The sequence below is a fragment of the Burkholderia diffusa genome, assembly GCF_001718315.1.
GTDB classification, from domain to species: domain Bacteria; phylum Pseudomonadota; class Gammaproteobacteria; order Burkholderiales; family Burkholderiaceae; genus Burkholderia; species Burkholderia diffusa_B.
Genome location: NZ_CP013362.1, coordinates 1,560,904 through 1,583,352, shown reverse-complemented (window position 1 = coordinate 1,583,352; position 22,449 = coordinate 1,560,904). Strand labels below are relative to the sequence as shown.

General features: G+C 65.2%; 34 protein-coding genes and 2 tRNA genes. 18 read left to right on the top strand and 18 right to left on the bottom strand.

Translation table 11 applies throughout. The features are described from left to right. Nucleotides 1-83 precede the first annotated feature (83 nt). Genes WI26_RS07290 through WI26_RS32915 form a run of 4 tightly spaced genes read right to left on the bottom strand, consistent with a single transcriptional unit; the run spans nt 84 to nt 2,425 of the window. Complete coding sequence (locus WI26_RS07290; protein WP_069225588.1) at nt 84-515, bottom strand: hypothetical protein; 432 nt, start codon at nt 513-515, stop codon at nt 84-86. Continuing rightward, entirely contained in the window at nt 512-841 is a 330-nt protein-coding gene (locus WI26_RS07285; protein ID WP_069225587.1) for a hypothetical protein, read from the bottom strand. The genes WI26_RS07290 and WI26_RS07285 overlap by 4 nt, the downstream gene beginning before the upstream one ends. 10 nt (nt 842-851) lie before the next feature. Further along, nucleotides 852-1,325 carry a RusA family crossover junction endodeoxyribonuclease gene (locus tag WI26_RS07280; RefSeq protein ID WP_069225586.1) on the bottom strand — a complete coding sequence of 158 codons (474 nt, stop codon included), beginning with the start codon at nt 1,323-1,325 and terminating at the stop codon, nt 852-854. Further along, the gene (locus WI26_RS32915) at nt 1,322-2,425 is read right to left on the bottom strand and encodes a DUF1376 domain-containing protein (RefSeq protein WP_236849298.1); all 1,104 of its coding nucleotides are present in this window, start codon (nt 2,423-2,425) and stop codon (nt 1,322-1,324) included. The genes WI26_RS07280 and WI26_RS32915 overlap by 4 nt, the downstream gene beginning before the upstream one ends. Before the next feature lie 53 nt (nt 2,426-2,478). On the opposite strand from WI26_RS32915, the gene WI26_RS07270 reads away from it, so the two are divergent. Then, the gene (locus WI26_RS07270; protein WP_069225585.1) at nt 2,479-3,279 is read left to right on the top strand and encodes a hypothetical protein; all 801 of its coding nucleotides are present in this window, start codon (nt 2,479-2,481) and stop codon (nt 3,277-3,279) included. 32 nt (nt 3,280-3,311) lie between these two features. Here the strand turns inward: WI26_RS07270 and WI26_RS07265 are convergent, their stop codons facing one another. From WI26_RS07265 to WI26_RS07255, 3 genes are all read right to left on the bottom strand, one after another. Then, nucleotides 3,312-3,539, bottom strand: a complete 228-nt coding sequence (locus tag WI26_RS07265) for a hypothetical protein (protein ID WP_069225584.1) — start codon at nt 3,537-3,539, stop codon at nt 3,312-3,314. Further along, nucleotides 3,536-3,730 (bottom strand): hypothetical protein, encoded by a 195-nt coding sequence (locus WI26_RS07260; protein ID WP_230947380.1) that lies wholly within the window; start codon nt 3,728-3,730, stop codon nt 3,536-3,538. Before WI26_RS07260 ends, WI26_RS07265 begins: the two co-directional genes overlap by 4 nt. 72 nt (nt 3,731-3,802) lie before the next feature. After that, nucleotides 3,803-4,057: a transcriptional regulator gene (locus WI26_RS07255; protein WP_060127774.1), complete on the bottom strand. Its 255-nt coding sequence runs from the start codon at nt 4,055-4,057 to the stop codon at nt 3,803-3,805. Between the two features lie 84 nt (nt 4,058-4,141). Here WI26_RS07255 and WI26_RS07250 point away from each other — a divergent pair, with 84 nt between their 5' ends. The 15 genes from WI26_RS07250 (at nt 4,142) to WI26_RS07205 (ending at nt 13,312) form a co-directional block, all read left to right on the top strand. Next, complete coding sequence (locus WI26_RS07250; protein WP_060127776.1) at nt 4,142-4,486, top strand: helix-turn-helix transcriptional regulator; 345 nt, start codon at nt 4,142-4,144, stop codon at nt 4,484-4,486. 843 nt (nt 4,487-5,329) lie between these two features. Then, nucleotides 5,330-5,746: a hypothetical protein gene (locus WI26_RS07245; protein WP_069225582.1), complete on the top strand. Its 417-nt coding sequence runs from the start codon at nt 5,330-5,332 to the stop codon at nt 5,744-5,746. 27 nt (nt 5,747-5,773) lie between these two features. After that, a complete protein-coding gene (locus WI26_RS07240; RefSeq protein WP_081334236.1) occupies nt 5,774-6,076 on the top strand; it encodes a hypothetical protein in 303 nt (100 codons plus the stop codon). A gap of 47 nt (nt 6,077-6,123) precedes the next feature. After that, the gene (locus tag WI26_RS07235) at nt 6,124-6,354 is read left to right on the top strand and encodes a hypothetical protein (protein WP_069225581.1); all 231 of its coding nucleotides are present in this window, start codon (nt 6,124-6,126) and stop codon (nt 6,352-6,354) included. Next, complete coding sequence (locus WI26_RS07230; RefSeq protein WP_069225580.1) at nt 6,351-6,677, top strand: hypothetical protein; 327 nt, start codon at nt 6,351-6,353, stop codon at nt 6,675-6,677. Before WI26_RS07235 ends, WI26_RS07230 begins: the two co-directional genes overlap by 4 nt. Continuing rightward, complete coding sequence (locus WI26_RS32650; RefSeq protein WP_167359238.1) at nt 6,677-6,853, top strand: hypothetical protein; 177 nt, start codon at nt 6,677-6,679, stop codon at nt 6,851-6,853. The genes WI26_RS07230 and WI26_RS32650 overlap by 1 nt, the downstream gene beginning before the upstream one ends. Beyond that, nucleotides 6,850-7,017: a hypothetical protein gene (locus WI26_RS32645; protein ID WP_167359237.1), complete on the top strand. Its 168-nt coding sequence runs from the start codon at nt 6,850-6,852 to the stop codon at nt 7,015-7,017. Before WI26_RS32650 ends, WI26_RS32645 begins: the two co-directional genes overlap by 4 nt. Then, entirely contained in the window at nt 7,014-7,157 is a 144-nt protein-coding gene (locus WI26_RS32640) for a hypothetical protein (RefSeq protein ID WP_167359236.1), read from the top strand. Before WI26_RS32645 ends, WI26_RS32640 begins: the two co-directional genes overlap by 4 nt. Beyond that, a complete protein-coding gene (locus WI26_RS07225) occupies nt 7,154-7,963 on the top strand; it encodes a RecB family exonuclease (protein ID WP_069225579.1) in 810 nt (269 codons plus the stop codon). Before WI26_RS32640 ends, WI26_RS07225 begins: the two co-directional genes overlap by 4 nt. Then, nucleotides 7,912-9,153, top strand: a complete 1,242-nt coding sequence (locus tag WI26_RS07220; protein WP_236849297.1) for a recombinase RecT — start codon at nt 7,912-7,914, stop codon at nt 9,151-9,153. Before WI26_RS07225 ends, WI26_RS07220 begins: the two co-directional genes overlap by 52 nt. Nucleotides 9,154-9,165: 12 nt before the next feature. Continuing rightward, nucleotides 9,166-10,932: an AAA family ATPase gene (locus tag WI26_RS07215; protein WP_069225577.1), complete on the top strand. Its 1,767-nt coding sequence runs from the start codon at nt 9,166-9,168 to the stop codon at nt 10,930-10,932. 107 nt (nt 10,933-11,039) lie between these two features. Continuing rightward, on the top strand, nt 11,040-11,552 hold the full coding sequence (locus tag WI26_RS07210) for a 1-pyrroline-5-carboxylate dehydrogenase (protein ID WP_236849296.1): 513 nt from the start codon (nt 11,040-11,042) through the stop codon (nt 11,550-11,552). A gap of 232 nt (nt 11,553-11,784) precedes the next feature. Then, nucleotides 11,785-11,952, top strand: a complete 168-nt coding sequence (locus WI26_RS32145; RefSeq protein ID WP_155768742.1) for a hypothetical protein — start codon at nt 11,785-11,787, stop codon at nt 11,950-11,952. Further along, on the top strand, nt 11,949-12,194 hold the full coding sequence (locus WI26_RS30940) for a DUF4224 domain-containing protein (protein WP_081334235.1): 246 nt from the start codon (nt 11,949-11,951) through the stop codon (nt 12,192-12,194). The genes WI26_RS32145 and WI26_RS30940 overlap by 4 nt, the downstream gene beginning before the upstream one ends. Beyond that, complete coding sequence (locus WI26_RS07205; RefSeq protein ID WP_069225575.1) at nt 12,191-13,312, top strand: hypothetical protein; 1,122 nt, start codon at nt 12,191-12,193, stop codon at nt 13,310-13,312. Before WI26_RS30940 ends, WI26_RS07205 begins: the two co-directional genes overlap by 4 nt. 648 nt (nt 13,313-13,960) lie before the next feature. Here WI26_RS07205 and WI26_RS07195 read toward each other — a convergent pair. The 8 genes from WI26_RS07195 to ssuD all read right to left on the bottom strand — a co-directional run bounded on the left by WI26_RS07195 (nt 13,961) and on the right by ssuD (nt 19,074). After that, a tRNA-His gene (locus tag WI26_RS07195) sits at nt 13,961-14,036 on the bottom strand. A 95-nt stretch (nt 14,037-14,131) separates the two neighbouring features. After that, nucleotides 14,132-15,082 carry a tRNA dihydrouridine(20/20a) synthase DusA gene (gene dusA, locus WI26_RS07190; RefSeq protein WP_069225573.1) on the bottom strand — a complete coding sequence of 317 codons (951 nt, stop codon included), beginning with the start codon at nt 15,080-15,082 and terminating at the stop codon, nt 14,132-14,134. 127 nt (nt 15,083-15,209) lie between these two features. Further along, complete coding sequence (locus tag WI26_RS07185) at nt 15,210-15,464, bottom strand: hypothetical protein (protein WP_069225572.1); 255 nt, start codon at nt 15,462-15,464, stop codon at nt 15,210-15,212. Nucleotides 15,465-15,519: 55 nt separating this feature from the next. Then, nucleotides 15,520-15,717, bottom strand: a complete 198-nt coding sequence (locus WI26_RS07180) for a hypothetical protein (RefSeq protein WP_059467585.1) — start codon at nt 15,715-15,717, stop codon at nt 15,520-15,522. A gap of 140 nt (nt 15,718-15,857) precedes the next feature. Beyond that, nucleotides 15,858-16,073, bottom strand: coding sequence for a TOBE domain-containing protein (locus WI26_RS07175; RefSeq protein ID WP_069225571.1), 216 nt, complete (start codon nt 16,071-16,073; stop codon nt 15,858-15,860). A 58-nt stretch (nt 16,074-16,131) separates the two neighbouring features. Next, entirely contained in the window at nt 16,132-17,091 is a 960-nt protein-coding gene (locus tag WI26_RS07170; RefSeq protein WP_069225570.1) for an ATP-binding cassette domain-containing protein, read from the bottom strand. Beyond that, nucleotides 17,088-17,900 (bottom strand): aliphatic sulfonate ABC transporter permease SsuC, encoded by an 813-nt coding sequence (gene ssuC / locus WI26_RS07165; protein WP_069225569.1) that lies wholly within the window; start codon nt 17,898-17,900, stop codon nt 17,088-17,090. The genes WI26_RS07170 and ssuC overlap by 4 nt, the downstream gene beginning before the upstream one ends. A 16-nt stretch (nt 17,901-17,916) precedes the next feature. Beyond that, nucleotides 17,917-19,074, bottom strand: a complete 1,158-nt coding sequence (gene ssuD / locus WI26_RS07160) for an FMNH2-dependent alkanesulfonate monooxygenase (RefSeq protein ID WP_060189863.1) — start codon at nt 19,072-19,074, stop codon at nt 17,917-17,919. Nucleotides 19,075-19,415: 341 nt separating this feature from the next. Here ssuD and WI26_RS07155 point away from each other — a divergent pair, with 341 nt between their 5' ends. Next, nucleotides 19,416-19,844 carry a hypothetical protein gene (locus WI26_RS07155; protein WP_059467776.1) on the top strand — a complete coding sequence of 143 codons (429 nt, stop codon included), beginning with the start codon at nt 19,416-19,418 and terminating at the stop codon, nt 19,842-19,844. Nucleotides 19,845-19,967: 123 nt separating this feature from the next. Here the strand turns inward: WI26_RS07155 and WI26_RS07150 are convergent, their stop codons facing one another. The 3 genes from WI26_RS07150 to WI26_RS07140 are packed head-to-tail and all read right to left on the bottom strand — an operon-like array spanning nt 19,968 to nt 21,987. After that, entirely contained in the window at nt 19,968-21,116 is a 1,149-nt protein-coding gene (locus tag WI26_RS07150; protein ID WP_069225568.1) for an enoyl-CoA hydratase/isomerase family protein, read from the bottom strand. 31 nt (nt 21,117-21,147) lie between these two features. Next, a complete protein-coding gene (locus WI26_RS07145; protein ID WP_034186989.1) occupies nt 21,148-21,486 on the bottom strand; it encodes a DMT family transporter in 339 nt (112 codons plus the stop codon). 3 nt (nt 21,487-21,489) lie between these two features. Further along, on the bottom strand, nt 21,490-21,987 hold the full coding sequence (locus WI26_RS07140) for a heme-degrading domain-containing protein (protein WP_069225567.1): 498 nt from the start codon (nt 21,985-21,987) through the stop codon (nt 21,490-21,492). Between the two features lie 215 nt (nt 21,988-22,202). On the opposite strand from WI26_RS07140, the gene WI26_RS07135 reads away from it, so the two are divergent. Beyond that, nucleotides 22,203-22,279 (top strand) — tRNA-Met (locus WI26_RS07135). The last annotated feature ends 170 nt before the right edge of the window (nt 22,280-22,449 follow it).

Here is a 22,449-nt window from a genome sequence, read left to right as displayed (position 1 = left end):
GCGGGCTTCTCTGCTCGTGCGTCTGCCTCCCAACCGGGAAGCAAAAGCTCACGCGCGAGGCGGAATCAGTAATCTGTCGAGGATCATAGAACAGATTCCGGCGGTTTACAACCGGTCGACGCAATTTTTCTGATGACCGAGTCCGCGGTGAGCTTCACGATGCTCTGCGAGATTGCGCGGTGCGCGTCGGCGAGCACCAGCTCGAAACGCCGGCCGCGCAGCACAGCGCCGTGCGCCTTCCGCATGCGTGTCTGCACTTGGTCGGGCGCCATGCGCCAGACGTACGTGTACTTCAGCACCCACTTCGCCACGTGGTTCGGCATCGCCGACCACGCCGCCTCGACGAGCCAGCCGTCCTTCTGCTCGGGCGGGATCTTCATCTCGGCCAGCGCCTTGTCGCGCAGCGCGACGTGCAGGCGCGCCCACTGCGCGCAGACCTCCGGCTTGAACCGCGGCGAGCGCACCGTCGCCCCCCAGTTGTCGAGCCGCTCTTCGATGCTTTCGAATCCGCTCATCGAGCACCCCGCGTCGTCATGGCGAGCGCCTGCACGCTGCGCAGCCAGCAGGCATATCCGTTGAGGTGGCTCGTGAAGTCCGGGCGGACGCGCGCGTCCACATAGCCGCTTCCGCCGCACGTGCCAGCCAGCGAGAACATCTGGCCGCGCCGCTCGCCGCGCTTGATGTCGACGCGCGTCGCCGCGCGGTCGCTTGCGAGCAGATGCCGCACGGTCGACAACGGTGCGCCGGAGCTGCGCGCGAGATCGTGCGCCGTGTAACGCTGCCCGGGCTTCATGACCGAGAGCACCGTGTCGAGGGTGATTTTCGTGGGTTTCGTTTTCAAAGGGCCCTCCCTATGCTCGCTGCAGGTTCAGTTCGATTGCTTCGATGCGCACGCCCGGCGTGGTCGCGTAGCGCTTCGACACCCAGAGGTCGACGACCTGGCCGTCGTCCCCGTACACCACGCCGTTCATGCCGTCCTTCAACGCCTTGACAACGTTGTCCGCGTCCGGCTTCTTCGTCGCGCCGATGGCGCCGGCTGCGGCCTCGCGTTGACGCCGCTGCGACCAGCTGCCCGGGATCGGCACGCCGATGTGCACGATCAGTCGCACGGGACCGGCAAAGGGCACACTGCCGCGCATCGCCGTGTATGCGGTGAATTTCACGAGCCCCTCGTAGCTCTCGGTCCTCTCCGGCGTATGCACGTGCACGTGAGCGCCGCGGCGTGAGAAACGCGGCCTGCCCTTTGCCACCGGTTTGCCGGGTACGAAGAACCGCACAATGCGCTCGGCGGGGGCCTCGATCAGGGACTGTTGCTCGTGGCTCATCGACCGTTCTCCAGGATCGCGCCGGCCGCCACGGGGCCGCCAGAATTGCGAAACGCGCGGTTGTGGTCGTCCCACCACGGGCCGTCACCGGCTGCGTTGAACACGCGCAGCTTGAAGTCGAACGGCTGCTCGTCAGTCCCCTGCTCTGTCCCGAGCGTTCTCCCGTGTTCGACGATGCCGGTCCACGAGCGCCACCAGTCGCCGACAGTGCGCGTCCCGGTCGCGGGCTTCGCGGTGCGCGCGGACAGCAGGTCGCCGAGGATCAGGTCGAGCAGACCGACGTTGAGCGGTTGCCCGCTGCCCTCGCGTTCGCGGCGCTTGCGCCCCGTGGCGACAGCTGCAAGCAGGTCGTCAGGCGTGACGCCGCGCGCCGGCCAACCGTGCACTCGCTCGTCATTCGCGGCAAAGCCGACGCCGCTCGAGCGGAGGATCTCGACGAACGCGGCGGCGGCATTCGGCGCATCGCCCGCTACTGCCTGTGATGTGCCGCCGCCGCTTGTCTTTAGGTTTACTTCTCCCTCTCCCTGTCCCTTGGATGCTGTTTCCCGAGGGACAGTTGGGGGGACACCACCTGTTTGTCCCGAGGGACGTTGTCCTGTTGTCCCCGGGGACACTTTCCGTTTGTCCCTCGGGACAGGATCGCGATAGTCCGGGGACAAAAATTCCTCGAACGTGGGGAATTCGATGTCTGTCCCGTGGCGCTGGTTGTGCTTCTTGATGCGCGCGCACTCGGTCTTGTAGCGCTGCTCGTGCTTCGCGGCCCACGCGTCGCGCGCCTTCTCGGCGACGACGGGGTGATACAGCCGGCCGTCGGCACACTTCACCCAGCCGCGCAGTGCGCCGTCGCGCACCTTCTTCCATTCAGTGACGACGCGGCCGTACCCGGCCAGCTGCGCCAGCACGCGATCGTCGTCGGGCAGCGATGCGGCCGGCACCTGGTGCCACGCCGCGCACCAGAGCAGCACCGCGGCGCGAAATTCGTCGGCCGTCGACAGCGCAGCGATGTCGCTGTCGCGCAGGCGCACGACGTCGAGCGGCATGAACGGGAAGTCGCGCAGGTCGCAGTCCGCGGCGGTGAGAGGATTCGGGAGATCGTTCATGCAGCCTCCGCCGGCCGTGCTACGATCGCGCCAAAACAAACATCGGGGAAATCATGAAACGCGCGTGGAAAATCGCTCACCTTGCATTCGTGGCACTGTTGATCGCTATTGGCTTTTTGGCCGTCACGTGCGTCTTCATTGCTATATTCCGCGCGAACGTCGAACCGAAAGATTTCTGGACCGCCGTCGGCGTACCCGTTAATGCACTGGTTGCGATCGGCACGTTTGGAGCAGCCGGCATCGCGCTGTGGATTTCGAAAGATCAGCGCAGGCAGCAGAAAAACGACGATGCCATTCGAGCCAAGCTTTCCGCAGCCGGCGCTGTCCCGAAACTTGAAAGCGCACTTTGGAAGACTGGAACTGCATACGTTGCCGTCAAATTCGCAGCGAACAAGCTCGAAGAGGGAAGCGAGCAAACCATGGAGTCCCTGGGAGAACGCACCGAGGCAGCCAAGCGGGCGGCAGAAAGCCTTGAAGGAATTCCTTATCTGAATTTCGACGAGATTCGAAGCATGGTGGCACTCCCCGACAACTGCGCAATGCAAATCGAAGCCGCACAGGGCAGGATGCGCGCCGCCATGGCTGATCTTCACGAAATCTGTGCCAGACACGCACAATTCGTCAACGACATAACGCCAGTCGAGGTCTCCGAATACCTCGACCATGATACGAAAGCGGAACTGAGAGCGATGCATGTCGACATCGAAGCGAAGTATCAGGGCGATCTCTTGTCCAACGCCCGAGACCGCCTCACAGAAGCGGTAGCGTTGCTCAAGAATGCCATTCGGATATGCACTGACCAGACCAGCGCGATTGATGCCACGATCTTCGATGCTAGGTTCGGGAGTTGGTGATCCATGTGCGGGCGCAGACTCGCGCGTATGCATTAGCACGGGCCGCCCTCCTTCTCATCACTACCGGCCCCGCCTTGTCCCACTTTGGGCCGCATCTCGAATTCGATGACGAGCGGGTGCATGGCGCCGTACGCGCCGCGCAGCACCTGGATGCCGAGGAAATCGGTGATAGCGACGCCTTCCGCCGCCGCTCGCATTGCCAGATCAGCTGCTTCGGCCACCGGCAGCAGGACAGCCTGCTCCACGCGGCGAGCAGTCATGCATTCACCTTCGGGCCGGACTGTCCCAGATCGGCACTGACGCTCGCGAGCTGCACGGGCAAAGTGCCGACAACGCCGAACAGCGCCACCTCCGCAATGCGGTTGAGCGCGGCGGAGTCGGAGTCGATACCGTGCAGCTGCTTGTAGAACTGGAGCGCGTCGTAGACGCGATCGCGCAGGCGCGTTTTCACTTCGTTTCGGAATTCGGCGCGTCTTGACATGACGATCACCCCGTACTTATCGAGAAAGAATGTTGATGTTCTTCACTGCCCCTCCTGCGTCGGCTCGGCCGGATCAGGCCAGAACAGCCTCCAGTCATCTGGCCGGAAGTCGCGGTAAGGGATCCCGACGGCCGCCCCGACGAGAACGCAGTTCTCAGGACGCATCGCGTTGGGCGAGTGCAGCCATTTGTGGATGTGCGGCTGCTTCTTGCCGATCAGGCGAGCCAGTGCCGACTGGGAGCCGGCTTTCTCGATCGCGCGCTGCAGCGCCGGGACGGAGCAATTGGTCGGTTTCATGCCGCAATACTATAACCAAAGTTATTCATCCGCAAGAACTTTGGTTATTTGCCGGCTTACAACCAAGGTTATAGGATGCCCGCTATGGAAAATCCTGAATTCGGGCGCCGGGCAAAGGAACGTCGCGAGGCACTGGGCTTGTCCCAGAAGCACGTCGCGGAGCTTGTCGGCGTATCGCAGCCGGCGATCGCCAAGGTTGAAAGAGGCGGCAGCACCACGACCACGAACGGGTTCGCACTCGCGCGCGCGCTGCAAACCACACTGGAGTGGCTCGAATTCGGCGACGCCGCTCCGCCGGTTCCGCCAGGCTATGACCGGCTCGACGAGATCGGCCGAGCCAAAGTTGAGGCGTACATCAGTGGGCTGCTAGCCCAGTCAGCTCCTCATCATTCACCTGTTCAGGACGAGGACAGGCCGTTCGGCGACTGACCCGCCGCGCCTCTTGTGGAAGAGGCTTCAGTGACGCATCCCAAAATGAAAACTCGCGCGTCACGACCGGACGCTTCATCCTCCCCGTGAAGCCGAACGCCGGCTGTTCGAGCAGGACATCCCACCGACCGTCAGACCGCAGCCGCTGAATCGTCACGATCGTGCCGATCAGCGCTGGGTTTCTGCTCGTCACCACCTTCGCCAAGTCCCCCGGCCTGCAACGCAGGCGTGTCTTCGTTTCTTCTTCCACTGGCCGCCCTCGTCTTCGGTTTGCCACACCACTGTATGAATGTACAGTAGTTTAGCCGCAGTTTCGGAAGTCTTTCAACTGCCGTCAGCAGACGCTTAACAAACGGCTCCCCCGCCGGCTTGTTACAAATTTCCGCCGCTCGCGATAACTTTGGTTGTTGACACGTCGATAACCTTAGTTATAATTCATTCCGACGCGGCACCATCGCCGCGCTACCGCTCCAGGCGGAACGCTCTCTAACAATCGAAGGTATGCCGGGACCGCTCACGCGGAGCAACCGGCCGGCGCGATCTGCGTCGTGAGTCAGGACAGGCACAGCGCGCTAGGCCGAAGTTTGGCTACCGCTTGCAGGCTTGAAGGGACCTGACACAAGACAGCCAGCAACACGTGACCGATGGCGTTGTAATCGGCACAAACCTCGCGCGGCCCGGAGCCGGCACGGCCGGGAGTAGCCGGGCGCGCGAGCGATGCAGTTCTGACCGGCGGCGGTTCGTACTCTCGAGGCGTCGCCGGTGAGCACTGCACGTAGCACGCAGTTTCGCTGTTCAAGACTTCAATTCAGTTAGTAATCCTACTTTCATGCGGAGGGTGCGATGCACATTCCTCGACTCCACCACGGCAACGTGCGCGCCCTGCCCGCGCTGATCGACCGACACGCCGAACAGCTGCAGGCTGCGGCGGACGACGAAGCGCTGGCGCGCGACGAGCGCAACGAAGCGATCGCCGACGGCGTCACGTTCGACGTGCTGCCGTTCTCGACGGAACAGATCGCCGTGCTCGACGCCGCACTGCGCCGCGGCCAGATCGAGGACGTGTACGAGGTCTGGAACGTCTGCAAGGCAGCCCTCGACGCTGAAATCGCGCAGCGGATCGCCGACGCAGATCTCGCCGCCGCCGCGCCGCGTTTCGCGAACGTCTACTGCTCGGGCTGCGGCCGCAGCTTCGGCCCGGGCAACGCCGGATTCTCCCGCTGCACCGACCACACCATTCGTCGCGCGCACGACGACTAAACAACCGCCTCATTACAGGAAAAGACGATGAACACAGTTTCGTTCGAAGTTTCGCGCGAGGTCAGCGCGGCGATTCGCCTGGTCGCGGCACGCTACCAAACCTTGCTCGCGGCAAAAGGGCTGCCGGCAGTCGATTCGCTCGAGCTCGACATGGACCTGGTCGCGTGTCACGTGAACGGCTGCCCGATGGACTGGGAACGCCTCAACGCTGCCGACGATTTGACGCTCGCGCACGACGTCGGCGGTATCCGGCGGCACATCAACCGGCGCACCGGAAAGCTCGAACACTGCTTTCTGCCGCGATGCGCTGTCAAGGAGCAAAAGGTCTGACCAACCGCGCCCGCGCCGCGGGCACCCACGCCACACCGAGGGACCACATGAACGAAATCAACGACGGCGGGCCGGCGTTCCCGGAAGTGCCCGGCGAATGCAACGTCTACCAAGGCAAGCCCGGCATGACGTTGCGCGACTACTTCGCGGCGAAGGCTCTGGCCGGCACTCTCGCCGATTCGAACGTTACGCTTCAAGCCGCGCAAGACGCCGACATCCTTGCGAAGGGCGTATATCGAATCGCCGACGCCATGCTCCGCGCACGAGGTGCGGCATGAAGGCGACCACGGAAGTGCTCGAGCTCGAAGCATACGGGCCATTCGTCAGCGCTCGGCGCGGCGACACCACCCACCAGGTTGCGGACTGCTCGGTTCACCCGCACGGGAGGGAGTACGCAAGGCTTTTCGCTGCTGCGCCACGGCTGCTCGTTGTCGCACATGACTTCGAGGAAGTGCTCCGCGAACTGAACCTCTTCTGCGAATGCGGACGTACGGACTGTCGCACGACGCGCCTGCGTGAAGCACTCGAGCTTGCGAAAAACGGTTTGCCGACGCAGACCACAACCGTCCGGCACTTCCGCGCCTGTGGGGAGGACGAGTGATGCGCACCCCGATCAACAGCCTATCGCCTGTATTGCGCGATTACAGGCAATCACCTGTATCACGGGTGCGCTACGCGCTCGAAGGCGCGGCATGGGCGATCGCATACGGCGTCGTGATCGGCGCGCTCTGGTTCGGCGCGGATCTCGCTGGCCCCTACCTGCGGAGCCTCGGATGACCGTGATCAACCACCTCTGCGAGTTGCTCGACCGGTTGTACGAGTGGAATCCCATAGCCGGTTACCTCGTCGCGATCACGATCGCCGCCGTGTGCACGCTCGTGCTCGCCCGGCTCAACGCGGACGGCTCTGCCGTTGCCGCTTTCTTCACGAGACCCGCATGAGCCGCTTCACCGATCACGCCGACCTCTTCGAGCGCCGGCACCCGCGCGCCGCGCGCGCCCTCGTCGTCGCGATCCTCGTCGCGGTCGCCATTCTCGCTGTCGCGGTCGACAGCATCATCAAGCATTGGGGAATCCTGTGAACCCTTCCGTCTATACCGTTCGCGCGTCCAGCTGGGGCGCGCTCTTCGACTGCGCCTACCGCTGGGAAGGCATCCACCTCCTGAACATGCGCAACGTGGTCGGCCTGCGCGCCGCGCTCGGCACCGCGATTCACGCCGGCACCGCCGTTTTCGACCAGGCGCGCGTCAACGGATCGGGCCTCACGGTTGACGATGCGGCCAGCGCGTTCGTCGACAAGCTGCGCGACCCGGAGAACGAATTCGATCCGGAGCGCGACGACCTGAGTATGTCCGACGCCGAGCGCATCGGCCTGTCGCTGACGACGAAGTACTGCCTCGAGGTCGCGCCGCGCTACGACTTCATCGCCGTCGAAATGGAAACGAAGCCGCTCGAGATCGACTGCGGCGGCGGCATCGTCGTGCGTCTCACCGGCACCATGGACCGCGCGCGCGTGCGCCGCTCGGCGGCCGGCGTCGGCATCGCGGACCTGAAGAGCGGCTCGTCCGCCGTCCAGAAAGGCGCAGCCGTCACGAAGGGGCACGGACCGCAGATCGGCACGTACGAGCTTCTGTACGAGCACACGACCGGCGACCAGATCGGCGACACGTCCGAAATCATCGGCCTCAAGACGAAGGGCACGCCCGAGGTCGCGGCATCGCCGATCGCGAACTCGAAGCGCGTGATGATCGGCACCGAGGAAACGCCGGGGCTGATCCAGTTCGCCGCGGACATGTTTCGGTCCGGCCGCTTCTACCCCAATCCGAAATCGCTGCTGTGCGACAAGAAGTACTGCCCGCGCTACGGCACCTGCCAGTTCCACGATTAACTCGCGAGATCCTCATGTCCACGCCCACCACCCTGGAATCCGTCCGCTCGCCGCTTCCGCGCGAGGCCAATCTGCCCGCCGTCGCACCCGGCTTCGGCTCGCTGCAGTCGTTCGAGCTGATGCAGCGCGCGGCGAACCTGCTTGCATCTTCGACGCTCGTGCCCGCCGCATACCGCAAGGTGATCGAGAAGACCAACCGCTACGGCGAGGTCACCGAATCGCGCGAGAACCCAAACGCGCTCGCGAACGCTGTCGTCGCGCTGAACATGGCCCAGCGCATGGGCGCCGACCCGCTGATGGTGATGCAGAACCTGTACATCGTCGAGGGCCGGCCGTCATGGTCGTCGCAGTGGATCATCGCGGCAGTGAACGGTTGCGGCCGCTTCTCGCCGCTGCGATTCGACATCCGCAGGCTCGGACGCAAGACTGTGCCGTACGTGACGTTCGAATGGAGCGGGCCGACCGGCAACCGTACTCGCACCGAGAAGCGGCAGGACGTCGAGATCGAAGACATCGAGTGCATCGCATGGGCGCTCGAGCGCGGGACCGACACGCGCCTCGAATCGCCGCCAGTGTCGATCGAACTGGCGGTGAAGGAAGGCTGGTACACGAAGAACGGCAGCAAATGGCAGACGATGCCCGAAGTGATGCTCCGGTACCGCAGCGCGTCGTTCTTCGGGAAGCTGTACGCGCCCGAGCTGCTGATGGGTCTCACGACTGTCGAGGAAGCCGCCGACATAGTCGACGTGCATGACGACGGCACCTACTCGATGAACCGCGCGACGCTCGACGAGCTGCGCGCAGGCCGCGCGCAGCCGGCCGACGAGGTTCCGCACGGCGCAGCCCAACCGGCAGAATCCGGCTCAGCGAGCGAGCCGCACCCGGATGATGCGGGCCCCGCCGACAACCACCGTGAACCGCGCGACGATCGCGGACAGGAGGGGTTCACGTTCGACGCCGACGGCCTGGTGCGCGGCATCCGCGAGGACATCGAGTCCGCCGCGACCGCCGAAGATCTCGACCTCGCCCGCAGCGCTATCGCCGGCGTGCAGGACGAAGCCGCGAAGGCCGACCTGAACGCGGCAGCATCGGCGCGCATGCGCGCCATCGCGGCAGCTGCCGAACAAGTTCAGCAACAGCCGCGCGCTGGTGCGGCGCGCCGCGCACGCGGCCCGATCAACGCCGACTAACCGGAACGAGTCATGAAGATCACCGACATCTACGTCTCGAAAGTGCTCGGGATCCACGCCGCGGACCTGCGGCTGTCGAAACCTGTCGCGCTCTTCGCCGGCCCGAACGGTGCCGGCAAGAGCAGCCTGCAGGAAGCCGTGCGCATGGCCCTCACGGGCGACACCGTGCGCGTCGCGCTGAAGAAGGAATACGGCTCGCTCGTCACCGAGGGTTCGGAGGCCGGCCAGATTGTGGTCGCGTGCGGCGAGCAGGCGAACAGCATCATGCTGCCCGTCGGGAAGGTGAAGCGCGAGCTCGCTGAGGATCCGCGCCTGCCGCTCGTGCTCGACGCGCAGCGGTTCGCGCAACTCGACGCAGCCGCGCGCCGCGCGTTCCTGTATGAGCTGATGAGCGTGAAGATCGGCGCGCAGCAAATCCGCGAGCGGCTGGTCGACAAGCTGACGTCCCCGGCGCGCGTGATCCCGCTCGCCGTCGACGCCCAGCTCGAGGCGATCACGCCGATGCTGCGCGCGGGCTTCGAGGCGGCGCAGAAGGAAGCAGCCGATCGTGCCCGCGGCGCGAAGCAGGAGTGGCGCGCGACGACCGGCGAAACGTACGGCAGCCAGAAGGCTGCGGATTGGCGCCCGGCCGCCGTCACTTTTGACGCGGCGGCGCTGCGTAAGCTTGAAGGCGAACGGGAGTCGCTCGAAGGCGAGATCGGCGAGCTGCAGCGCCAGATCGGCGCCGCCGAGGCTGCGGAAGTCGCAGCGCGCGCCCGCGCTTCAAAGATCGCCTCGCTGCGCGACAAGGCGGCCGGCTACGCGAAAGCGGCCGAGCTGGTGCAGCTCGCTGATGTCCAGGTCGCAGAGTTCCTGCCGAAGGTCGAAGCGCTGCGCGTACGCGCCGGCGCCGCGCCGGCCGGCATCGAGTGCGCATGCCCCGAGTGCGGCGCACTACTGCGCTTCCTGAATGGCGCGCTCGCCGCGGCGGCCGCCGCCGGCGCGCTTGACGAAGACGCGATCGCGAAGCTGCCGGAATACGAACGTAGCCTCACGGTACTGCAGAACGCCGCGCGTAATCGCCGCACGGATCTCGAAGTGGCTGACGTTGCCGCGAAGCAGCTGAAGGATCTCGAGAACGAAACGAGCGGCGACGGCGGCCAGGCGTCGAGCGAAGCGATCGACACGGCGCGCCGCGAGCTCGGCACGCTGATGCAACGCCGCAAGCAGCTCGACACGGCCATCGCGGCCGCGCGCGACGCCGAACGCCGCGCCGCCGTCGCAATCGAGATCACGGGCAAGGCTTTCGCGCTGTATCAGGACGTAGCCACGTGGGAAGCGATCGCCGACGCGCTCGCACCGAACGGGATCCCCGCCGATCTGCTGCGCGAGGCGCTCACCCCGATGAACGAGCACCTGACCGCGCTGGCCGAGCTGTCCGAATGGGCTGACGTGACGATCACGCCGGACATGGAAATCCTCGCGAACGGGCGCGCATACGCCCTGCTTTCGGAATCGGAGCGCTGGCGCGTCGACGCGCACATCGCCGCCGCGATCAGCCACTTCTCCGGCCTGAAGCTACTCGTACTGGACCGGGCCGACGTTTTGGTGGGTCCCGAGCGCGACCGGTTGCTCTACTGGCTCGACGACCTCGCTTACACCGAGCAGATCGACACGGCGCTCGTCTTCATGAGCCTGAAGACCGCGCCCGCCGGCCTGCCGGAGGGCATCGAGGCATTCTGGGTCGAGAATGGACAGGTCGCGGCGGCAGCGCGGCGTGCCGTACGGGAGGCAGCATGAGAGAGGACATCGAACGGTACCTGGCCGCGACGTCGGAGGCCACTGCGAAGGCGGTCGCCACAGGAACCGGGCTCCCGCAGCTCGACGTGACGAAAGAGCTGAACCGCATGCTCGGCGACGGGCTGGTAGAGCGCGAAAAGCGCGCGGGCGGCGGCAACGAGTATGTGTACTGGCTGACGCGCACAGCGCGGCCGGCGGCGGTCGTCGGCGACGCACCGCAGCCTGATGCGGCGCCGATGCTGGTATCGATCGGCCTGGTCGAGAAGTCGCTGGATCCGAATGCCAGCGTCGTCGATGTCGCGCAGATCATCGCCAGCCTGCGCGCCGACGTCGAGCGCGTCACCGCCGAGCGAGACGCCGCGCTGCAGAAGGCGGACACCTGGCGCTCGACCGCCGCGACGCTCGAGGCGCGCATCGACGAACTGACGCTCGGCCCGGTCGGCGCACGTGCGCCGCTATTCGTGACTGTCGGCCGCAATTGCAAGCCGCAGCGCCACGAATCACTGGAGAAGGCACAGCGTCGTGGCCGCGCGCTCGTGCGCAGCGAGAAGGAATCCGAGGTACTCGTGCTCGAACCGGTCGGCCGGATTGTGCGCGGCACGGAGTGGATGCCCCGCTGATCCCATAGAGCTTACCCCGCGCGGTGTGCCTCGGTCCGCGCGGTATTTGAAGGGCGCCGAACTTTTTCGGCGCCCTTTCTTTTTCCACCGGCTTCAACGGTGGGTGCTCGGAGTGACGGGTGGGCGCCGTCACAAAGCCAACACGATGCAGCGCAGCCGGCTCTCATGCTACCCGCTGCCATATGCGAGCCGAGCACCCGCCATTGAGGCTTTATCTGTAGAGGAAGCGACCATGACCACCCAAAATGAAAATAGCCCGCTCACGCAGAACGCGGGCGGGCAAGGCACTGGATCAGCATTCGAGGCACGACGGCTGTCCAGGGAAGATAACGGCAGCGTCAAGCGAAACCTTAGCGAGGAAAGATGCACCGCCGTCGAATTCAGGAGGATTGAAACGTGAGCCTCTACCTGTCTACGGTCGAACTGGCCGAGCTCGTCGGCTGCCGACCGCGCAGCCTCGCCTGCATGAAACGCTGGTTGGAGCGGAACCACTGGCCATACGCGGTCAACATCGCGGGCGTCCCGCTCGTCGCCCGCGCCTACTACGAGTCCCGCATGAACGGAACCGCACCGCCCCCCCCCGCGCGCCGGCCTCGCGCCGCCGCATCAGATGAACCGAATTTCGCCGCACTCACAGCATGATCGGACGACGCAAACGGCCGGACGGATTGCCCTTCCGGCTTTACGCCCACTACGGGAAGCACAAGGTGAGCTTCGGCTACAAGTTGCCGAACGGCCGCTGGGCGTTCCGCCTGTCGGCGCCCGCGCGCCACAAGGATGCGATCGCCGAGATCCGCAAGCAGGCGATCGAGCGCGCGGAAGCGCTCAACGGAGACGCTGTCGAGCCAGGAACGTTCGAGGCGCTCGCCGATGCCTATTTCGACTGGCAAGAGGGTCTGCCACACACCGACGAACGCAGGAAGGCGCAGATCACCCTCGACGAAAACCGCAACGAGCTGAAACGCCTCGTCTCTGTCTTCGGCAAGATGTCGCCGGCCGCCATCAAGCCGAAGCACGTCTACGGGTACCTCGACAAGCGCGCGCAGATGGGCGCGCCGGCGAAGGCGAACAAGGAAGTCGCCCTATTGTCCGCCATACTCGAATTCGGCCGGCGCCGCGGCGAGGTCGAAACGAACCCGTGCCGCGGCATTGAATACAACCCGACGCGGCCGCGCCAACGCTATGTGCGGCAGGACGAAATCGATCTTGCGGTGGAAGTCGCGCGGTCGCGCCGGAGCGTCGGCGACCAGCACCCGAGTTCCGCGTACTTGATTCTCGCGCTTTGCGTGAAGGCAGCCTATCTGACCGTCAGCCGGCCGACCGAGATGCGGGAACTGCACCGTCAGAGTATCCGGCCCGAAGGCGTCGAGGTGCCGATCGGAAAGCGAAAGGCCGGCGAGCAGCAGCGCGTGAAACTCGTCCTGTGGTCACCGGAGTTGAAGGCGGTGATCGATGAAGCGCTGGCCCTGCAGCGCACGTCGAGCGTGCACGTGTTCGGGAACACGGCCGGCCAGGTGTACACGCGCAGCGGATGGAACACGAACTGGTCGCGGCTGATGGGCTACTGCGAGAAGGAGGCGCAGGCGCGCGGCGTGCCGTTCGAGCGCTTCGCACTGCGCGACATGCGGCCGGCCGCCGTGACCGATCGCCAAGAGGAAGGCGACGATCGCATCATCGACGCGACCGGCCATGCAGACGAACGTATGGTGCGGAAGACATACGACCGACGCCGACAGAGGAAAGTGCGAGCGACGCGCTAAGCGGCGCCTCGTTCATCGGTACGAGGAAGCTGCGCAGCGTGTAGGCGCTCTGACATATTAGCGCATCGGACTATCGTCACCGTCGCCGACGCAATACACACAATAGACAAGAGCCCGGAAAACACACCAAATACTTGCACCGCAACAAGCGCGAAAGCGCTAACGTCCCCCATCAATCCATGCTTTGCGGCGTAATGCGTCGCAATTGAGAAAAGCATTATTAAGAGGCCTGACACTGCCTGGATCGTGGCCAGCGTGGCGCGATGACGCCCTCTCATTTCAGCTTGGAAACACAGGTCACGCAACCCGGGGTCCGTCTGGAGCAGTGCGACTTGCGCCTCGAATGACTCGCGCGCAGCTTTGCTTCGCAGCGTCCATTTCCCCCAAGCCCTTTTAGCGAGCTTATCGAGGCCGTCCTTAATGTACATCCCGAAGAGCCCGAGAATCACTACACCGACTGCAGATGAGACCCACCATGCTGAAGAGAGGATGGTCGACTGTACGAAAGACATCTTTTTGCTGCTCCCCGGATGCAAAAAAGCCCGCTCATCGGCGGGCTTTTGTTTCATCATCTTCCAAATTTTGGAATCTCATCTTCCAAAACTTGTAACACGTCAGCTTGTTTTTGCTGCAAGTGCTTGAATTCTTTGGGGTGGCTGATGGGACTCGAACCCACGACAACAGGAATCACAATCCTGGACTCTACCAACTGAGCTACAGCCACCACTGATACTGCTTTGTTTCTTCGCCGTTTCGTTTCGTGTTCAGCAGCGAAGAACAAGATTATACGAAGACTTTTCCGTCTTGCAAAGCATTTTTTTAAAAATTTTCGAGAGCGTCGTTCAGATGCGTGCGTGCCTCGTCGAACACGGCCAGATCGCAGCGCGCGAGCTTCTTGTTGTCCGACAGCACGCGACGCCAACCGCGCGCTCCCGCGACGCCACGATACAGCCCGAGTGCGTGCCGGACGATCGCGCCGAGATACGTGCCGCGCTTCAGTTCCGCCGCACAATATTCGATCAGTTTCGCCTCGGCCTCTTCGCGCGTCGGCACCGCTCCGGTCGCCCCATAGAAGCGCGCATCGACGCCCGCGAGGACGTACGGGTTGTGATACGCCTCGCGGCCGAGCATTACACCGTCCACATGTTCGAGATGTTGCGCGACTTCGTCGAGCGTCTTGATTCCGCCATTGATCACGATCTCCAGCGACGGGAAATCGCGCTTCAGCTGATACGCATAGTCGTACTTGAGTGGCGGAATCTCGCGGTTCTCCTTCGGTGACAGCCCCTTCAGGATCGCATTGCGCGCGTGCACGACGAACGTCTCGCAGCCTGCCTCAGCCACCGTGCCGACGAAGTCCCGCACGAACGCGTAGTCCTCGACCGCATCGACCCCGATCCGATGCTTGACCGTGACCGGCACCGACACCGCATCGCGCATCGCCTTCACGCAATCGGCAACGAGTTGCGGCTCGTTCATCAGGCACGCGCCGAACGCACCGCGCTGCACGCGCTCGGACGGACAGCCGCAATTCAGGTTGATCTCGTCATAGCCCCACTGCTCGCCGAGTTTCGCGGCGCGCGCGAGATCGTCCCGTTCGCTGCCGCCCAGTTGCAGCGCGACCGGCGATTCGTTTGGCGTGAACGCGAGATGCCGCTGGGCGTCGCCGAACAGCAGCGCGCCCGTCGTGATCATTTCCGTATACAGCCATGTGTCGCGCGTCAGCGTGCGATGGAACGAGCGGCAATGACGGTCGGTCCAGTCGAGCATGGGCGCCACGGAAACGCGGCGTGGAGGAAGCGAGGACGGTGCGGACATGGAATTCGGGGGCAGCAAGCGGCGCAGGAAACAACCCGACATTTTACCGCAACGCGACCAGGCCGGCCCGGCCGCCTGACTAGACCGGCCCGCCCTTTTTCAGTTCGGCGTCGACGGCCCGCCGTGCCTCCTCGAGTACGCGCTCGATCACGCGCCGCTCGGTCAGCAGCATCCCGTCGACTTTCACGAGCCGCCAGTCGATCCGCACGGCCGCGCCCTGCAGCACGCGGTAGTGCGCATGCTCGCCGTCCCACACCTGCTCGGTCTTCACTTCGATCTCGTAGCCGCGGTACGGCTCGCTGAAATCGCCGAGATCGCTGCCTCTCGGTTCCATCGCTCGCTCCGTGGCGACGCAACGCCGGGCCGCCTCGGCGGCCGGCGCCGTGCGCTCAATCGTATTCGTTAGACAAAACGGATTTGCCATCGGCGGTCAGGTCGACACGGTCGGCCGCCGCCTGATAGATCAGCCCTTCGTTCAGCAACGCATAGACGACGTCGTCGAACGCGGCGGGGACCGGCCGGGTGTCGCCGAACTGGTCGATCCACTTCAGCGCCTCGATGGCTTCGGGAGAAAGGATGGGGGTCATGCGTTGGCCTCCGGCGTCGGTGTCGTTCCATCCTAGCACTTCGTCCGGACGCCGAATACCGAGGCAAACGCGCGATCAAAATACCGGACGCGACGGATGACCGGATGGCCCGTCCGCGGCGCCCGGCATCGGAAACACGCTCAGAGGCGCGCGATCGACACTTCGGTGGATTTCACGAGCGCGACGACTTCCGCGCCCACCTTCAGCTCAAGTTCGTCGACCGAGCGCGTCGTGATCACCGACGTGACGATGCCGAACGGCGTCTCGACGTCGACCTCGGACACGACGGGCCCGCGAATGATCTCCCTCACCTTGCCCTTGAACTGATTACGCACGTTGATTGCAGTGATACTCATCGAGTTGCTCGCTCCGAAGAAAAAAAGTCTGAGAGCGGGCGGCCGGCGCCGCCCGGATTTAAACGGCCCAGCGAATCTGCCCGACCGGTCGTACGTAATCGACCTCATGTGCCGCGCCCTGCTCGGCCGCACCCGGCCCGCCGGCGAGCACGCGTTGCAGTACGCGATCCTCGAGCGCCGCGAACGCGGCGGACGCGCGTGCGCGCGGCCGATCAAGCGGCACCGGCTGATCGAGGGCGACGCGCCCCTGCTCGATCAACAGGATCCGGTCGCCGAGGGCGACGGCTTCCTGCACGTCGTGCGTGACGAGCAGCGCGGTGAACCGGTGCTCGCGCCACAAACGCTCGATCAGCGCATGCATCTCGATACGGGTCAGCGCGTCGAGCGCGCCGAGCGGCTCGTCGAGCAGCAGCAGTTGCGGTCGGTGCACGAGCGCGCGGGCGAGCGCGACGCGCTGCCGCTGGCCGCCCGACAACTGCGCGGGCCAGTCGTTCGCGCGCTCGAGGAGCCCGACCTCGTCGAGCACCGCGCGTGCCTGATCGCGTGCCCCTCGACCGAGGCCCAGCATCACGTTCTGCAGCACGGTCTTCCACGGCAGCAATCGCGCATCCTGGTACATGATCCGCGTGTCGAGCGTGCCGCCGCCCTCGCCGCGTGTCACGAGCGCACCGCTGCTCGGCGCGTCGAGTCCGGCGACGAGACGCAGCAGCGTTGATTTCCCGCAACCGCTGCGGCCAACGATCGCGACGAAGCTGCCGCGCGCGATGCCGAGTTCGACGTTGTCGAGCACGGTGCGCGCGCCGAAGCGCTTGCTGACACCCGACAGCGTCACCGCGTCGTCCTGTGCCGGGCTGCCCACGCGCCGCCGTGCCAGCGGAACGACGGATGCACCGCCGTCCCGGTCGACGATCGCCGCATTGCGTGCGTCGTCGTCCGTCACGCGCGCCTGTGCCAGTTCGGCCTCGAGGTCTGCGCCGGCAAGCGGGCCGTAGGCGGCCGCCGAAGTCGTCGCATTCATGCCTTTGCTCCAGATTGATAAGCGGGGTGCCAGCGCAGCGTCACGCGCTCGATCCATTTCGCCAGCACGTCGGCCAGCTTGCCGAGCACTGCATACAGCAGGATGCCGACCACCACCACATCGGTTTGCAGGAATTCGCGCGCGTTCATCGTCATGTACCCGATGCCCGATTGCGCGGAGATTGTTTCCGCGACGATCAGCATCACCCACATCAACCCGAGCGCGAAGCGCACGCCGACGAGAATCGACGGCAATGCGCCAGGCAGAATCACGTCGCGATACAGCGCGAAGCCGCGCACGCCGTAACTCTTCGCCATCTCGATCAGATTCGCGTCGACCGAGCGGATCCCGTGATACGTGTTGATGTAGACCGGAAAGAACACGCCGAGCGCGACGAGGAACAGCTTCGCCTTCTCGTCGATGCCGAACCACAGGATCACGAGCGGAATCATCGCGAGCGCGGGGATGTTGCGGATCATCTGGATCGTCGAATCGAGCGCGACCTCCGCCGCTTTCGACAGGCCGGTCGCGAGCCCGAGCGCCAGACCGACACCGCCGCCGATCGCGAATCCGAACAGCGCGCGCCAGGTGCTGACCTTCACGTTCGCCCACATCTCGCCCGACGTCACGAGCGACCACGCGGCACGCACGACCGCCACCGGCTCGGGCAGCACGCGGGTCGACAGCCAGCCGACGCGCGCGCCGACCTCCCATGCAACCAGCAGCGCGAGCGGCACGAGCCACGGCGCGATGCCGCCCCAGGCGCGCGCGGCCACGGCCGCGCCCGTCGTCGACGTTTTCGTTGTCATCTCAGGCCTCCTTCGTTCAGCTCTGGCTCGCCTTCGGCAGGTAGCTGTTGCCGACGATCTCGCCGAACGGCCCCGACAGCGGACCGGATGGCCGCGCCGCACGCTTGTCCTTGATCAGCGGGAACACGAGCTCGGCAAAGCGGTACGACTCCTCGAGGTGCGGATAGCCGGAGAGGATGAACGTCTCGATGCCGAGGTCCGCGTATTCGCGCATGCGTTCGGCGACCTGCTCGGGATTGCCGACGAGCGCGGTTCCCGCACCGCCGCGGACGAGACCGACACCGGCCCACAAGTTGGGATACACCTCGAGGGCCTCGCGGCCGCCGCGCTTGCCGCCGTGCAGCGCGGCCATCCGGCGCTGGCCTTCCGAATCCATGTTCGCGAATGCCTTCTGCGCCCGAGCGATCGTCTCGTCGTCGAGGCGGCTGATCAGGCGCTCGGCATCGCGCCACGCTTCGTCCTCGGTCTCGCGCACGATCACGTGCATGCGAATGCCGAACCTGATCTTGCGGCCGCGCGCCTCGGCGCGCGCGCGAATATCGGCAATCTTCTTCGCGACGGCCTCGGGCGGCTCGCCCCAGGTCAGATAGGTGTCGATGTGATCGGCGGCGATCGCGTGCGCGGCCGGCGACGATCCGCCGAACCACAACGGCGGATGCGGGCGCTGCACTGGCGGATACAGCGCCTTGCCTCCCTTCGACTGAAGGTGCTTGCCGATGTAGTCGAACCCGCCGTTGTCGTGCGATGCGGACAGCAGTCCGCGCCAGATGTTCAGGAAGTCGTCGGTGATTTCATAGCGCGTATCGTGATCGGCGAACAGTCCGTCGCCTTCGAGCTCGGCGGCGTCGCCACCCGTCACGACGTTGATCAGCAGACGGCCGCCCGACAGACGGTCGAACGTCGCGGCCATCCGCGCCGCGAGGCCGGGCGATGCGATGCCGGGACGCACGGCGACGAGGAACTTCAGGCGCTGCGTCGCCGGAATCAGGCTCGACGCGACGACCCACGCATCCTCGCAGGAACGGCCGGTGGGCAGCAGCACGCCTTCATAGCCGAGCGTGTCGGCCGCGACGGCGATCTGCTTGAAATAATCGTAATCCGCGGCGCGCGCGCCTTCCGCGGTGCCGAGGTAACGGCTGTCGCCGTGCGTGGGAATAAACCAGAAAACATTCATCTGCTGCTCCTGCTTGACTGTTCTTGCCGGAATCTGGATAAAACGAGGCCCTGCTCGCGTCGCGAACGTGCGACGCATGCATGATGTGCGTTCGAATCGGGATGGCTCGCCGGTCACGCCGTGCCGCGGGCGAGTACGCGATTGCACGGCTGTTTCTGGGAAATCAGTCTAGGGATCGCTGCAGGGCTTTGGAACGATTTTTTTGAGCTTAGGTTTTCCGCTTTCGTGATTAGCACGACGCTCCAGCGAATATCGTGTCGGCCGGGCCCTATAATGACGCACTTATCCGAATAACTTCGCGCGGCCGGCCCCCGCTGGCCGCGCCTGCAATGCACCCATCGATGCAGAAAGTCATCCTGCCGTTGCTGTCCGGCTTCCTGGCCGCCCTCTTCTTTCGCGAAGCGACGCTCGCGCTCCTGCATACGGCAGACCTGATCGCCGCCGCCGGGTTCTCCACGCAACCGTTCGCGCCGCTCGGCATTCCTGAATTCGTTGCGAATGCATTGATCAGCGCATGCTGCGCGATACCGATGGCGTGGCTGCTGCGCGTGGCGCCGGATCGTGAGGCGCCGTGGATCGGCGCGCTGGTGTTCGGCGGTATCGTGCTGACGGCTGCTCGCGTGTTCGCGATCGACCCGCTGCGCGGGATCTGGCCGTCGGGCAACATGATGCCCGTGCTCGCCTCCGGTTTCGCGGCGAACGCGGTCTGGGGCTTCGGCGCACTCGTGTTCATGCGCGCGTTCATGTCCGACGACGCCGGGGACGAATAACGCACGCTCTGCGGCAAGGCCCCTGCCCACTGCCGCCGGGCCGCATCAGCGTCCTCGAATGAAAAGGCCGCCTGCACACGATGCAGGCGGCCTTTTTGCTTTTCCCGTCGATACCGCGACGCGTCAGTCCTTCAGATTGCGCAGCGGATGCGTGTCAGCTGTCCACGGGCTGTCGAACATCGCGAGCACGTCGGCATGGTCGATATCGGCGATCGACTTGAAGCGCCAGGCCGGCCGATGGTCCTTGTCGACGATCAGCGCGCGCACGCCTTCGATTACGTCGCCGTGCGCGAACGTCGAACGCGTGAGGTCGAGGTCTCGCCGCAGGCAATCCGCCATCGTCGCACCGCGCGCCCGCTCAACGACTTCGAGCGACACAGCCATCGACAGCGGCGACAGCTGAGTGCGCATCGCATGGGTCGCCTTCTCGACCCAGCCGTCGACTGCGGCGCAATCCTGCTCGGCGTCGAGCGATGCGAGGATCGCGCCGATATCGGCTTGCGCGAAATGCCGGTCGATCCCGGCGCGCGCGTCGGCCAGCACCGACGTCTCGGGCGTCGGCACGACCTTGTGCGACGCGGCCGCTTCGGCCACGCATGCGACGGCCTGCGCGCCGCTGTCGATGCGCGCGCGGCGCAGCGTATCGAACAGCGCGGGCAGCGCGGCATCCGGCAGGTACGCGTCGGCAAGCTGCGCATAGAGTGCGTCGGCTGCGTCGAGCGTCGCGCCGGTCACCGCGAGATAGCGGCCGATCGCGCCCGGCGCGCGTGCGAGAAACCAGCTCATGCCGACATCGGGGAACAGGCCGATGCGCGTTTCGGGCATCGCCATCTTCGTCGAGTCGGTGACCACGCGCAGGCCGCCCGTATGCCGTGCCGCCTGCGAAATGCCCATGCCGCCGCCCATCACGACGCCGTGCATCAGTGCAATGTACGGTTTCGGATAGGTGAAGATCGTATGGTTGAGCGTGTATTCCTCGATGAAGAACGTATCGACCGCATCGCGGTCGCCGCGCTGCCACGCGTCGTGGAAGAAGCGCACGTCGCCGCCCGCGCAGAATGCGCGAGGATGCGGGCTGTGCACGACGACGGCGACCACGTCGGCGTCGTCGCGCCACGCGTCGAGCGCCTGCTGCATCAGCCGGATCATCCCGACCGACAGCGCATTCAGTGCCTTCGGCCGGTTCAGTTCGAGATAGCCGATGCGGTTCGCGACATACGCGCGGACGTCGGGCTGGGCGGATTCCGCGGAAGCGGAAGTGGAATCGGTCATGTGAGCCATCCGGCGTATCGCGGGCGCACGTTCAGTGCGCCTGCATCTTCGAGAACAGGTTCAGCACCACGACGCCCGAGATGATCAGCCCGAGGCCGATCACGGCCGGCAGGTCCGGCACCTGGCGATAGAGCAGCATCGCGACGAGCGTGATCAGCACGATGCCGGCACCCGACCACACGGCATAGATGATGCCGACGGGCATCGTGCGCAACGTGAGGGACAGACAGTAGAACGCGATGCCGTAACCGGCCACGACGAGCGCCGACGGCCAGAAGCGCGTGAAACCGTCCGCCGCGCGCAGCGCGGACGTGCCGACCACTTCCGCGACGATCGCGATCGCGAGCCATGCGTAACCGGGAAGCTGCATCGCTCAGCTCCTTGCAAGCGCCAGCACGGCATAGTCCTGCCCGAGCTCGGCGCACAGCGCTTCGACGACGAACTCGTGATCCGCGCGCTGCGGCAGCCCCGACGCGGTAATCGAGCCGATCACGCCGGCCCCCGCAACGGTCAGCGGAAACGCGCCGCCGTGCGGCGAATATTCGGAGATCGGCAGTCCGTGCTTGTCGGCGAGCGTGGCGCCGGCCTGCTGCATGCGCAGGCCGATCGCATACGAGCTGCGGCGGAAATGCGCGACGACGTTGCGCTTGCGGCGCACCCAGTCGGCGTTGTCGGGCGTCGCGCCGGCCAGCGCCGCATAGAACAGCGGCTGGCCGAACGTGACGATGTCGATCGCGATTGCGTGGCCACGAGACGTCGCGAGCGCATGCATCCGGTTGCCGAGCGCCCAGGCGCGAGCCGGGTCGAAATGGGGAAACACGAGCGCCTTTTCCTGCGCGCCGATCGATTGCAGATCGTGAGCGATGTCCATGAATCCGTCGATGCAGTAGTGAGTGCTGCAACGGCACCGACGCAATTCGCGCACGACTCCGCTGCAGGAATGAACGACACGAGCAAACCGCTCGATTCTAGCGCACGCGCCTGCCAAGCCGGCCCTGCAAGCGCCCTGCGGGCGATTGCAACGGGATTGTCAGAAAGTGCTTGCAAGCATTCGGGTTAGTCCATATAATTCAATTCTTCGACGGACGCGGGGTGGAGCAGTCTGGCAGCTCGTCGGGCTCATAACCCGAAGGTCGTAGGTTCAAATCCTACCCCCGCAACCAACGTCCCGATTCATGCAAAAAGCCCGGCTCAACGCCGGGCTTTTTGTTTTTCGGCGCCCGATTCCGCGCATCGCACGTCACGCATCGCGCCGCACGCCACGCGCATGCGCTCGCGTTCGAGAATGCCCTGCCCCGGTGATACACTCGCATCACCTCGTCCCTTCCACTCG